Genomic DNA, 12,104 nt, shown 5'->3' with positions numbered 1-12,104 from the left:
CTCGCCGAGCCTTAGCCGACCTGAATGACGGTGTCGGACACGAATTCGAATGTCGGAACCGCAAGGTTTTCCGGAGCCGGACCTTTGCGGATACGGCCAGCGGTGTCGTAGTGCGAACCGTGGCACGGGCAGAACCAGCCGCCGAAATCACCGGCCTGGCCGAGAGGCACACAGCCGAGATGCGTACAAACGCCGACCATCACCAGCCAGTTTTCCTTGCCCTCACCCGCGGAGCGGTCAAGGTCAGTGGCCGGTGCGTCCGCTGCGATATTGGCGTTGCGCGCCACGGGATCCTTCAGATCCTCCAGTGCGACAGCCCGCGCTTCCTCGATTTCCTTTTCCGTCCGGTTGCGGATGAACACAGGCCGGCCACGCCATTTGACGGTCAGGGACATGCCGGGCTCAACGCCCGACACATCGACCTGGATTGACGCCAGTGCGCGGGTGGAGGCATCGGGTTGCATCTGGTCGATGAACGGCCATGCAACACCAGCCGCACCGACGGCACCGGCAACGCCTGTTGCGACGTAAAGAAAGTCACGCCTTGTATGTTCGGTCGAATCGGTAGCGCTCACGGGACTGCGATCCTTTCACCTTGAGTCGGCCGGAGGGGACGCCTTATTGCGCTCGAACCCAAGCAAATTCCCGCGCATGACGGAAACTGCCCGGCTCTACCCCCGGCATTTTTCGATGGTTTCTATGCGCCACGCAGGAACTTGTCCAGACGGGGGCGACCCTACAGGGCAGATTGTCGCGGGGAAAACGCAGCGAATAAAGGTGACTTAAAAACTCTTGTTTTTCAATACAGATGCTTTGCCCGCGTTTTCTTCGACGATCTCCGGCACTCAACTCGGCGCGACTGCCTCGAAGGTGAAGATGGAAGCGCCCGGCGCCAAAGCGCTCTCGGTCCGATAGTCCGCAAAGACATCAACCTGGACGAAGCCGGCAGAGCGCAATGCCAGCTCGAACTCCAGGAGCCCCCAGAGACGCAGGTGAAAAAGCTGGATTTCGCTGGCCACGAGTCGGCCTTCGCGCCAATGCTCGTAACGCAGCTGCGAAAGCGTTGTCTGGCGCTGGAAACAGGTCTCCACCCGGCTTTCGACGAGTGAAAGCAGGTCATCCCTCGTCTGCCAGTGCCGCGCCGCGAGCGCGGTTTCGGCGAGACATGCCAGTGCATCGAGATCGAGAATCAGCCGGCCGCCGGGGAGAAGCGCCTTGCGGAAACGCTCGAGCACGCTCAGCGCCTGCCGCGGCTCCGTGATCAACTGGAAGGAGCCTGCAGGAATAATGATGGCACCGAACCGCGTTTCGTATTCGAAATCCTCGAACCGCGCGATGTCGACGGGTGATGGCAGGCCGCGCGCATCGCACTCCCTGCGGCAGTAAGCCACCATCTCCTCGGACGCATCGAAACCTCGAATATCAAACCCCGCCTCCAGAAGCGGAATGAGAACACGCCCATTGCCCGCGCCAGGCTCCAGAATCGGACCGATGCAACCGCTCAGGCGATCCCGATAGAATTCTATGTCGCCAAAAGAACGTCCGATGGGCTTGTCGAGATGATAAACCCACGAGGCCAGCGTGCCGTAAGCATTTTCCATGGCGCCGTCTTTCCTGTCTGCCATTGCTGGCAGGCCAGTGCCACGAACCCCTGACCGCAGCAAGCGGGCCAGACAGCAACATCCAGCAGGCCAGCGTTTAACGCGCCCCTAGACGCGCCAAAACCCGGGCGGGTATGGAGAGCTCGGCAATGACGTCGTCATGTCTGCGCAGGCCACAAAGCTCACGCTGGATGAAATAGAAGTGCACCGCTTCGGCGGCGGCGTGAAGACGGCGGTCCACATCCTTTCCATCGGCGGGATCTGCCGCAGCAAGATGGATGAGGGCCTTTTCCGCACGTCGACCGGCATGGCCGAGCGATGACGCCTGCTCGGCCACAATCTCGTTTTGAAGCACCGTATCGCCGCTGACGGGATGAACCATGAGGCCGGTCACGGTGCTGGGTGGTTTCAGCATGTCAGGAACCGCTCGTGTATCGCTCGACAATCAAAACGTTTGCCGAGTATTCTGCCGCCTCTCACAACCGCGTTCAACTCAGGGCACGAACCATGACGCTGATCGAGCTTGGAACCTTCACACTGGTTGCCGCACTTCTTGTCATGTCGCCCGGTCCGAATGGCGTGTTGATCGCCAAGACGGTCCCCACTTCGGGCAAAGCCGCCGGTTTTGCCAACATCGCCGGGTTCTTCGCAGCGTTCTACGTTCATGGCGCTTTGTCGATCCTCGGCATTTCGATCATTCTGGTGCAGTCAGCCCAGCTGTTCTTCATCGTGAAAATGCTGGGTGCGGCCTATCTCTGCTATATCGGCGTGAAAGCGCTGTGGCAGGCCTGGCACGGTTTTGCGGCACCGCTTGAGGTGTCACCTGCCAAACGCCGGCGCACACTCGTACGCGCGGCACTCGAAGGTTTTTTGACCAATGCGCTCAACCCCAAGGTGTCGATGTTCTACCTGGCGGCATTTCCGCAGTTCATTCCGGCCAATGCCGACGCCACCCTCTGGGCCTTCGCGCTTGTGGTGATTCACTCGCTTCTGAACATTGTGTGGTTCTCGTCGCTGGTGCTTTTGTTTTCAGGCCTCAAGTCGATCGGCAGCAATGTCCGCATGCAGCGCGGGCTGAAAGCGCTCACGGGAACGGTGTTTATCGGCTTCGGGCTGAAACTGGCGACCATGCGCCCATAGGGTTGTCTCAGGCAGCGCCCGCCTGTGCCAGTGGCGCGCGTTGCCTGACCTGGGTCAGCATGAGCCCGACAAGAACAAGTGCTGCAGCCACCATGCGCAACGGGCCAAAAGTTTCGCCGAGAAACAGGGCGGACGAGCTCATGCCGAAAATCGGCACCAGCAATGAAAATGGCGCAACCCGCCCCGCACCATAGGTTCTGATCAACATTCCCCATACAGCGAAACCGAAGATCGTTGCGGCGTAAGCGATATAGATAACCGCACCAACGCCGGTCCAGTTGATGCTGGACAGCGCAGCCATATCCGCCTCCCAGCCTTCGATCATGAGAGAAAGGGCAAATAGCGGGATCGGCGGAATGAGGCTCACATGGACCATCAGGCGAAACATGTCGACCTTGCCGGCCTGCTTCATCAGAAGATTGGAAATCGCCCACATGAAGGCGGCGGCGATCCCCAACGCCAGGCCCGTGATCGTGATGCTTGCGTCCACCGTCAGCGCGATCAGGGCAATCCCGCAAAAGGCGACGAAAATACCGAGAAGCTGCATGCGTTTCGGCCGTTCACCCAGCACGAACGCCGCAAGCATGATGGTGAAAAACGCCTGTGACTGAAGCACGAGCGAGGATAACCCGGCAGAAAGCCCGACATCCATGGCCCAGAACAGGAGCGTGAACTTGACGATGCCCAGCACGACCCCAATGGCGATGACGTAGCGCCAGGCGATCACAGGTCTCGGCACGAAAAAGGCAAGCGGCAAAGCCGCCGCCGCAAACCGCAACGCGGAAAAAAGTATTGGCGGAAAATTGTCGATGCCGACCTTGATGACGACAAAGTTGAAGCCCCAGACGGCAGTCACCAGAAGCGCCAACAGGATATGGGGCAGTCTCATGTACATTGTCCTCGGGCGGGGAAGAAGCCTTCGTTAAAGACCCCACCCGTTCACAACTTTCAAATCAAAAACACTGCCGTTTAACGATCAGCGAGATTGAACCTCACGCTGGCTTACGGCCACTTCACCTCGGGCGGCAGGCTGGACAGGATGGAATTCACATTACCTCCGGTTTTGAGACCAAAGATCGTGCCCCGGTCATAGAGCAGGTTGAACTCCACATAGCGGCCACGCCGCACCAGTTGCTCCTCGCGGTCGGCTTCGGTCCAGTTCGTGTTGAAGTTCTTGCGCACCAGGTGCGGATAGACAACCGCGAAGGCGCGCCCCACATCGCGGGTGAAATCGAAATCCGCCTGCCACCCGCCCTTTTCCTCCGGTGAGCGCAGCCAGTCGTAGAAGATGCCGCCGATGCCGCGCGGTTCCTGGCGATGCGGCAGGTAGAAATACTCGTCGCACCAGGCTTTGTATTTTTCATAGTCGACGATGGCTGCGTGCCGCTCACAGACGAAACGCATGGCCTTATGAAAGGCCTCCGTATCCGGATCCTCCTGGGTGCGGCGGCGGTCGAGAACCGGAGTAAGGTCGGCCCCGCCCCCGAACCACTGGCTGGTGGTGACCACCATGCGGGTGTTCATGTGAACGGCCGGCACATGCGGATTCTGCGGATGGGCGATCAGCGAAATCCCCGAAGCCCAGAAACTCGGGTCGCGATCCGCCCCCGGTATTTGCTTGCGAAACTCGGGCGAGAACTCACCATGGACGGTGGATACATGAATGCCGACCTTTTCGAACACCCTGCCGTGCATAACCGACATGACGCCACCGCCGCCCTCCCCGCCCTCTCGTTCCCAGGGTGTACGCTCAAAGCGGCCGGGTGTGCGCGTAGACAGTGGACCAGTCAGCGCATCCTCAAGTTCCTCGAAGGCCGCGCAAAGTCTGTCGCGCAGTTCCTCGAACCAGGCGCGTGCAGCTGCTTTCTTGTCTTCAATGTTCTCCGGCAAGCCGGCAGGCAGGTCTGGTCGTTCCATTATCTTTCCTCTGGCCCGATCCTACGCGACGGTGCGGCAGGCGGACAGCCCTACAAATGACTCGCAATTTTCAACCGCGTTGCCTAAGCTTCTTATCCATCGGGTCAAGGAGTTCTTTTGTGCGAGTGCCCGCAAAACCACCGCTGGAGGGGCTGAAACGCAGCCTCGACAAACACCGCGCAAGGGCAAGCCGCCTGCCACGCGATGGTTTTTTGCGGGAGAGTTTTTCCCTACCCCGCGCGCAAGCCCGGGAAAAAGCGCGGGAATGGCTGGACCGCTGGCCCAAGCAGGCCTACTGGACCGAAATCGAGAGCTGGTGCGAACGGCCCGGTGACATGATCGAATTCACCATGCGCCGATTACCGAGCGCCGACTGAGTGATCCCGCCACTGGAAAGTCTCGCTCGCCAGTCCACATGGGTTGACTTAAAGCTGACTTGAACTTTTAGACATCCCTTTCCCGTCGAGGAAAGAGATGTGATGCCGCCCCAAAAAAAGTCATGCTCACAGGCCAGATGGCTGCGCCCCCCGCAGGTGCACAACGAACGATCTGGGCCTCTGATCGGCTGTCGGATTAATCGGAAACAGGTTTCGCTTCTTCGATTCGACGCCTCAACGCAGCTGACGCATCGCCTCGCCGGCCGCCATGGCTGCGCTCATGGCCAGGTTGAGGCTGCGAGCCCCCTCGCGCATTGGGATCACCAGACGAGCATCGGCCGCATCGTGAACAAAATCCGGCGCGCCTACAGATTCCCGGCCAAAAAGAAGAATGTCGCCATTGGTAAAAGAAACATCCGTGTAAGATGTTTTGGCTTTCGTGGTGAAAAGCAGAAGTCGACGCTCTTCCTCCCTGCGCCAGCTTTCAAAAACCTCCCACGACGAATGACGGACCAGCGCAGCGCGCTCGAGGTAATCCATACCCGCACGCTTCAGGTTTTTGTCGGAAAGGTCGAACCCGGCAGGCTCGATCAGGTCGACGGTGAAGCCCAGGCAGGCGGCAAGGCGAAGTATGGCCCCGGTATTGCCGGGGATATCTGGCTGATAGAGCGCGATACGCATCTGGCTGTGTCTCTCGACATGGCTGGCTGTGGCTTTCCGGTTACACCCGGCAGCGAGCGAACAAAAGGGCACAAAAACAGGTGGCAGTTTCCTGCAACTGTGAGTATAAGCCCACCGTTGTCAACGCGAACCACAGGAGAAAAGCATGGATACGCATCGACACTACATGACTTGGCTCCGCGCCTTTGGCCTGAAGGCCTGACGGCGGACTCGGTTCGGCTCGCTCCCACTAATTTTTCAGGTAGCTACGCATCGCGGTCCGTCGGGATTTCCTCCCGCTTCTCAAGGACGTTCGCGATGCATAACCGCTTCCCCCGGCGGCCTTTCGGCCGCAACAACGACTTTGTCGTTCCGCAAACAGACCCAAGCCGCCCCACCCTGCAGGATCGCAGGCTGGAGGCCTGGGCAATGACAATCGGTGCAACAACCTTGCCCGATCGGCACGCAGACCGAAGGCGACCCCATCGAGGTCAGCTTCCCGACGTGGATATGAGATATTCCACGCCGGAGCGCCCCGCACTCTGGACGATGCTGCGAAAGCTGTTCCAGTGATGGGACATTTGTCGGCGCGGCATCCATCAGCGTCCGTCCCGCCACCCGGCGGGACGGACCAAATTCGCCATTTTGTTCCGCAACCCCTGATAGGTGCAGCGTCTGAAAATAGTCTGGTCAAACCCGGCCATGGTGGCTATAAGGTGCGTCCTGTCAACGAAAACCGCTGGAGGCGGCAATGGACATTACGATGCGTACCTCCTTCGCCGGCCTGCGCCCGTGGAACACGGCGCCGCACCAGGCCTGACGGCGGGTTTCGTTCTTCAGCTTTTTCAGAACAGGTAAAGCAGCAAGCGAGCGAATCCGCCGACCGTTTCTTCCGGTTGACACAATGGATTTGCATCATGACTGCACGCTTTCAAAAAGGGGGCATCGCGCCCCGCACGAACAATATCGCGAAAACCGATCCGGCCGTCTCCGCACTCAAGCGCGGAAACGACACCGCTCCTGTCACCTCTCTTTCAGGAGCGTTCAAGGCCGCTCTCGGCAAGCCCGCGGTTCCGCCGCATAATAAGGCCCTTGAAAAGGGCAGTATCGGGCACCCCCCTCCGCTAAGTGCGGGTCCCTTGACCGGGTCGGGCAAGACGCGAACGAACGGCCCTGCGGCATCCGTGCCGCGCAAGGGCCACAGATAGCCGAGCAACCGGCAGTCATCGCTTTTCCGCCAGCCGCCGCCCGCGGAAAAGCTTTTTGAACACAGACAACTACCCCGCAAACGTGATTCAACACATCACGTTTGCGGGATCCAGAATGAAAGACGCCTGAGACGATGTTTCAATGGTTCGAACAAAGGCTTGAGCCTTTTCCAGACGAAGAACCGCAGGAGCCACCCCGCACGTTCTTCGCCTTCTGTCTGCATTTCACGAAGGGGGCATGGCCCTATGTCCTGCTGGGAACATTTCTTGTGGCAGCCATCGCCCTGGCGGAGGTCTGGATGTTCGCCTTTCTGGGAGACATAGTCGACTGGCTGTCGGACCGAGAGCCGGCCACATTCCTCGACGAGGAAGGGGTACGTCTCCTCGCCATGGCAGGCTTCATCCTTTTTATCCTGCCCGGGCTGATCCTGCTTGCTGGCCTCAACAACCATCAGATTCTGATGGGCAACTACCCCATGAGAATCCGCTGGCAGGTGCATCGCTATCTGCTCAAGCAGTCGATGAGCTTCTATCAGGACGAATTCGCCGGTCGGATCGCAACCAAGCTCATGCAGACCGCGCTTGCGGTGCGCGAATGCGTGGTGAAGACCTTCGACGTGTTCAATTATGTCGTGATCTATTTCGTCGGCATTCTGTTCCTGACAGCCTCTGCCGACTGGCGACTGTCGCTCCCGATCCTATTCTGGCTCGCCGGCTATATTGCCCTGATGGCTTACTTCATTCCGCGCCTTGGCAAGGTCGCCGAAAAGCAAGCCGATGCACGCTCCATCATGACAGGGCGTGTGGTGGACAGCTACACGAACATCCAGACGGTGAAGCTTTTCTCGCATGCGCAGCGCGAGGCCGGCTTTGCGCGTGAAGGGATGAACGGGTTCCTGCAGACCGTCTATTCCCAGTTCCGCTACGTCACGGGTCTCTATGGCCTTCTCTACTTCCTGAACTCGGCCTGCCTTGTCGCGGTGGGCTATCTGTCGATCACACTATGGGTCGGCGGGGAAATAACGGTCGGCGCGGTGGCGGTGGCCATCGGTCTGGTTCTGAGACTCTGGAACATGTCGCAATGGATCATGTGGGAGCTGACGGGTCTGTTCGAGAATGTAGGCACCGTGCAGGATGGCATCGGCTCAATTTCGCTGCCCCGATTGGTGGACGACAAGCCCGACGCGAAAGCTCTTTCCGTACCGAAAGGCCGGATCGAGTTCGATCGGATCGGCTTTCATTATGGCAAGAAGGGCGGCGTGATCGAAGATCTCTCCCTGACGGTAAAGCCAGGCGAGAAGGTCGGTCTGGTCGGCCGTTCGGGTGCTGGCAAGTCTACACTCGTCAACCTGCTGTTGCGGTTTTATGACCTGGAACGAGGCCGCATACTGATCGACGGGCAGGACATTGCCACGGTTACACAGGATACACTGAGAGCCGAGATCGGTATGGTGACGCAGGACACATCCCTGCTGCACCGCTCCGTGCGCGACAACATACTCTACGGTCGACCCGACGCCACTGAAGAGATGATGCTGGAGGCGGCTCGCCGTGCCGAAGCGATGGGCTTCATCGACGGGCTGAGCGACCCGAAAGGCCGCAAGGGCTTCGACGCGCATGTGGGTGAGCGGGGCGTAAAACTGTCCGGTGGCCAACGCCAGCGCATTGCCATCGCCCGCGTCATGCTGAAGGATGCACCGATCCTCATTCTCGACGAGGCGACATCGGCGCTCGATTCGGAAGTCGAGGCGGCGATCCAGGAAAACCTCTATCGACTTATGGAGGGAAAAACGGTGATCGCCATTGCGCACCGGCTTTCAACCATCGCCGCGATGGACCGCCTTGTTGTCATGGACAAGGGCCGCATTGTCGAGGAAGGGACACATGACGAACTGGTGGCTGCGGGCGGGCTCTATGCGAGCCTGTGGCAACGTCAGTCCGGCGGGTTCCTCGATCTGGAAGTGAGTGAGGCTGCGGAATGAACGAAGACGAGAAAAGCAGAGAACCGCCCAGATCGGAAAGCCTCTGGCGTAGTGTCGAAGGGGTCATCGACCCCTTCGGCGACACCGGGCGCTCCGTGCTGCCGGTGAAGGCGCATGAGTTCATCCTGTTTTTTGCGAGCCAGGCCAAATGGCCGTTTATCCTGCTTCTGATCGCCGGCGGACTGATGGGCGCCGTCGATGCCGGGCTCTACTGGGCGCTGGGCTGGCTGATCGATCTTCTGGATTCGGCTTCGCCGCAGACACTGATCGCCGACCACTGGGGTAAACTCGCGGCCTTTCTTGCCCTGCTCCTTGTGATCCGCGCGGTGGTGATCATCGGCAACACGATCCTAGAGGAACAGGTGATAGCGCCCGCCTTTTACCAGCGTGTCCGCTGGCAGGCGTTCCGCCGGGTCATCGAACAACCCTATGAGTTCTATCAAAACGACTTCGCCGGCCGCATCGCGACCAAGATCCTGCAGGGTGGCGAGGCCACCGGCGATTTCATCATCGATGTTCTGCAGACCATGTGGAGCTTCCTCACCTTCGTGGTGCTGGCCGCTTCCATTCTGACCGTGCTCGACCCGTTCATGGGGCTGGTGGTCCTGCTTTGGCTCGTGGCCTATATGGCGGTTGCCCGCTACCTGCTGCCCCCGCTCCGGCGGGCTGGCCGCCGCACCGCAGACCAGCGCTCCATCCTGAACGGGCGCATGGTGGACGCGTTTACAAACATCCTCGCGGTGAAACTGTTCGATAGTGGCCAGCGCGAACACTCCTATGTGCGCGAGGGCATGGCGCATTTCCTGAATGCGGTGCAAAAACTGACGCGCGCCATCACTCGTGTGCGCGTGACCGTGGCCATCGTCAACGGCTTCATGATGGCGGCGATCTTCGTTCTTGCCGTCTCCCGCTGGATGGACAGCGCCATCACCACCGGTGAGATCGCTGCAGCGATGGGCCTTGTTTTCCGGCTCAACCAGATGTCGGGCTGGATGATGTTCAACATCAACGGGTTGATCCGCAACTATGCGACCGTCCAGGATTCCACCACGGTGGTTTCGGTAGAGCCGGCAATCCGCGATGCTGACAATGCCAGAGAGATGGAGCGTGCGAAGGGGGACATCCGTTTCGACAACGTCACGTTCAACTATGGCAAGGAAAGCGGCATCATCGAAGGGCTCGACCTGCATATCAAGCCGGGTGAGCGGGTCGCGTTGGTCGGGCCTTCGGGCGCCGGCAAGACCACCATCGTGAACCTGATGCTCCGGCTCTTCGAGGCTGAACATGGAAAGATCCTGCTCGACGGGCAGGACATCACCGAGGTCACGCAGGCATCGCTGCGCAACCAGTTCGGCGTGGTGAGCCAGGAGCCGATGCTCATGCACCGCTCGATCCGCGAAAACATCGCCTATGGCCGGGGCAAAGCCAGCGAAGAGGATATCATTGCCGCGGCGAAGCGTGCTTCGGCCCACGAGTTCATTCTCAATGTTTCGGACCCGAAAGGTCGCACCGGCTATGACGCAGTGGTGGGCGAGCGCGGCGTCAAGCTCTCCGGCGGTCAGCGCCAGCGCATCGCGATTGCCCGCATGATGCTGAAGAACGCGCCTATCCTCATCCTTGACGAAGCGACTTCGGCGCTCGATTCCGAGATCGAAGCCGTGATCCAGGAAAATCTCGAGCGGCTGATGGAGCACAAGACGGTGATCGCGGTGGCACACCGACTTTCAACCATCGCCGCGCTCGACCGGATCATCGTGCTTGATCAGGGACGTATCGTGGAGGAAGGCTCCCATGAGACGCTGGTGGAACTGAACGGGCTTTACGCCCAACTCTGGAAACGCCAGTCAGGGGGCTTTCTGGGCGAGCGGATGGCCGCCGAATAGCCTCGTCGACACATGCAGTCGCAGGCGTGGAGGACCGGGCGAACCCGGCCTTTCCTGCGCTACCGATCCTGTTCATCGGCAGGTCCGCCAGCTCCTCCATCGACATCCGACGCAAAACCGGATGAGCCAACGGGTCGTGCTGCCATTCGGCTTCCGCCAGTGCTTTGCGAGCCAGCCGGTAACGGGCTCTGAAAGCCTGAACTTTTATCCAGAAAAACTGTATCATTGCATTCCCTTTCTCGAGGAATGGCGTTTTCAACAGCCAAGATCCATGCGGATGCACTGATTTTCAATGGAGATTGCCTATCGGATGCTTTAGAAAAACTGCATGAAAAATCTGCCAAGAGTTCACCTGAACGGACTCCGCGCCGTGGAAGCGGTCGGCCGCGGCGGCTCATTGAGTGCTGCCGCAGAAGAGCTGGGCGTGTCCGTCGGCGCCGTCAGCCAGCAGGTGCTCAAGACCGAAGCACAGCTCGGGGCAGCGATTTTCGAGCGGACAGGACGCGGCATACGCCCGACTGCGCTCGGACGGCAGTTCATTGAGCGCCTGGGCATAGGATTTCAGGCACTGGATTCGGCGGTGGCGTTGACGCGGCATGACACGGACTCGGTGTTGACGATTTCGGTCGCTCCGGTCTTTGCCGCCAAATGGCTGGTGCCGCGGCTTGCACGCTATGCAAGAGCACACCCGGAAACCAAGCTCCGGCTTGAAGCCTCCATCGGTCTGGTGCATCTCGACAGTACTGACATAGACCTTGCGATCCGTGTCGGCGAGGGGAACTGGCCGGATGTGCGCGCAGAATATCTTCTTCCGCAGGAAGTGTTTCCTGTCTGCGCCCCTGCGATCGCCGAGCACCTTAAAACACCGGAAGACGTCCTGACCGCCCCCATAATCCGCGATGCCAACTCCAACATCGAATGGGATGTGTGGCTGAAACCGCTGGGCCTCGACGAACGGGATCTGGCTGAAGGCGATACGTTTACCGACGCAGCACTCTGCCTTGATGCGGCAATTGCCGGACAGGGCGTGATGCTCGCATGGCACACGCTTGCCCATGATGCCCTGCGCGGCGGTCAACTCGTCGCCCCCTTCCGCGAGCGCGCGAAGACACGCTTCAGCTATTGGCTGATCACTTCGCAAAACCGGCCGGAGCCTGCAAAGGTGCGCGGTTTCAAGACCTGGCTACGAAGCGAGATTGCGCAGATGCTGGCGGAGTAACCGTTGCGTTTACGGTAAAATCTGCCGGTCCGATCACGGTTTTTTCCATCGGCAACCTCTTGCCGCATTCCGTGTTATAGTTCATGGCACGCATAAACTGAGAACAGGAGGATCGTC

General features: G+C 59.6%; 11 protein-coding genes. 5 read left to right on the top strand and 6 right to left on the bottom strand.

The genetic code is table 11. The features are described from left to right. Positions 1-11 precede the first annotated feature (11 nt). The 3 genes from petA to P2W41_RS06775 form a co-directional block, all read right to left on the bottom strand. Positions 12-575: a ubiquinol-cytochrome c reductase iron-sulfur subunit gene (gene petA / locus P2W41_RS06785; protein ID WP_292896811.1), complete on the bottom strand. Its 564-nt coding sequence runs from the start codon at positions 573-575 to the stop codon at positions 12-14. A gap of 270 nt (positions 576-845) precedes the next feature. Further along, entirely contained in the window at positions 846-1,625 is a 780-nt protein-coding gene (locus P2W41_RS06780) for a class I SAM-dependent methyltransferase (RefSeq protein ID WP_404934656.1), read from the bottom strand. A 73-nt stretch (positions 1,626-1,698) separates the two neighbouring features. Beyond that, positions 1,699-2,016, bottom strand: a complete 318-nt coding sequence (locus tag P2W41_RS06775; protein ID WP_292896815.1) for a DUF6665 family protein — start codon at positions 2,014-2,016, stop codon at positions 1,699-1,701. A gap of 92 nt (positions 2,017-2,108) precedes the next feature. Here P2W41_RS06775 and P2W41_RS06770 point away from each other — a divergent pair, with 92 nt between their 5' ends. Further along, on the top strand, positions 2,109-2,741 hold the full coding sequence (locus tag P2W41_RS06770) for a LysE family translocator (protein ID WP_404934655.1): 633 nt from the start codon (positions 2,109-2,111) through the stop codon (positions 2,739-2,741). A 7-nt stretch (positions 2,742-2,748) separates the two neighbouring features. Here the strand turns inward: P2W41_RS06770 and P2W41_RS06765 are convergent, their stop codons facing one another. Both P2W41_RS06765 and hemF read right to left on the bottom strand, forming a co-directional pair. Beyond that, positions 2,749-3,630 (bottom strand): EamA family transporter, encoded by an 882-nt coding sequence (locus P2W41_RS06765; RefSeq protein WP_404934654.1) that lies wholly within the window; start codon positions 3,628-3,630, stop codon positions 2,749-2,751. 113 nt (positions 3,631-3,743) lie between these two features. Beyond that, positions 3,744-4,658, bottom strand: a complete 915-nt coding sequence (hemF, locus tag P2W41_RS06760) for an oxygen-dependent coproporphyrinogen oxidase (RefSeq protein ID WP_292896821.1) — start codon at positions 4,656-4,658, stop codon at positions 3,744-3,746. Between the two features lie 119 nt (positions 4,659-4,777). Here hemF and P2W41_RS06755 point away from each other — a divergent pair, with 119 nt between their 5' ends. Continuing rightward, positions 4,778-5,035 carry a hypothetical protein gene (locus P2W41_RS06755; RefSeq protein ID WP_292896823.1) on the top strand — a complete coding sequence of 86 codons (258 nt, stop codon included), beginning with the start codon at positions 4,778-4,780 and terminating at the stop codon, positions 5,033-5,035. A 234-nt stretch (positions 5,036-5,269) separates the two neighbouring features. Here the strand turns inward: P2W41_RS06755 and P2W41_RS06750 are convergent, their stop codons facing one another. Beyond that, on the bottom strand, positions 5,270-5,716 hold the full coding sequence (locus tag P2W41_RS06750) for a tRNA (cytidine(34)-2'-O)-methyltransferase (RefSeq protein ID WP_292896825.1): 447 nt from the start codon (positions 5,714-5,716) through the stop codon (positions 5,270-5,272). A gap of 1,321 nt (positions 5,717-7,037) precedes the next feature. On the opposite strand from P2W41_RS06750, the gene P2W41_RS06745 reads away from it, so the two are divergent. From P2W41_RS06745 to P2W41_RS06735, 3 genes are all read left to right on the top strand, one after another. After that, a complete protein-coding gene (locus P2W41_RS06745) occupies positions 7,038-8,885 on the top strand; it encodes an ABC transporter ATP-binding protein (RefSeq protein WP_404934653.1) in 1,848 nt (615 codons plus the stop codon). Beyond that, positions 8,882-10,768, top strand: coding sequence for an ABC transporter ATP-binding protein (locus tag P2W41_RS06740; RefSeq protein ID WP_404934652.1), 1,887 nt, complete (start codon positions 8,882-8,884; stop codon positions 10,766-10,768). The genes P2W41_RS06745 and P2W41_RS06740 overlap by 4 nt, the downstream gene beginning before the upstream one ends. 328 nt (positions 10,769-11,096) lie before the next feature. Continuing rightward, the gene (locus P2W41_RS06735; RefSeq protein ID WP_404934651.1) at positions 11,097-11,987 is read left to right on the top strand and encodes a LysR substrate-binding domain-containing protein; all 891 of its coding nucleotides are present in this window, start codon (positions 11,097-11,099) and stop codon (positions 11,985-11,987) included. Positions 11,988-12,104 lie beyond the last annotated feature (117 nt).

Origin of the sequence: Nitratireductor sp. L15S-10, assembly GCF_045011005.1 — a bacterium.
In the GTDB taxonomy this organism is placed as follows: Bacteria; Pseudomonadota; Alphaproteobacteria; order Rhizobiales; family Rhizobiaceae; genus Nitratireductor.
Note: the sequence above shows the minus strand (reverse complement) of the source record. Positions and strands in the feature narration are given on the sequence as shown.

Coding starts and splice junctions, on each gene's coding strand:
- P2W41_RS06780 (WP_404934656.1), bottom strand. CDS start 1,625: ATGGCAGACAGGAAAGACGGCGCCATGGAAAATGCTTACGGCACGCTG.
- P2W41_RS06735 (WP_404934651.1), top strand. CDS start 11,097: ATGAAAAATCTGCCAAGAGTTCACCTGAACGGACTCCGCGCCGTGGAA.
- P2W41_RS06745 (WP_404934653.1), top strand. CDS start 7,038: ATGTTTCAATGGTTCGAACAAAGGCTTGAGCCTTTTCCAGACGAAGAA.
- P2W41_RS06765 (WP_404934654.1), bottom strand. CDS start 3,630: ATGAGACTGCCCCATATCCTGTTGGCGCTTCTGGTGACTGCCGTCTGG.
- P2W41_RS06740 (WP_404934652.1), top strand. CDS start 8,882: ATGAACGAAGACGAGAAAAGCAGAGAACCGCCCAGATCGGAAAGCCTC.
- P2W41_RS06750 (WP_292896825.1), bottom strand. CDS start 5,716: ATGCGTATCGCGCTCTATCAGCCAGATATCCCCGGCAATACCGGGGCC.
- hemF (WP_292896821.1), bottom strand. CDS start 4,658: ATGGAACGACCAGACCTGCCTGCCGGCTTGCCGGAGAACATTGAAGAC.
- P2W41_RS06770 (WP_404934655.1), top strand. CDS start 2,109: ATGACGCTGATCGAGCTTGGAACCTTCACACTGGTTGCCGCACTTCTT.
- P2W41_RS06775 (WP_292896815.1), bottom strand. CDS start 2,016: ATGCTGAAACCACCCAGCACCGTGACCGGCCTCATGGTTCATCCCGTC.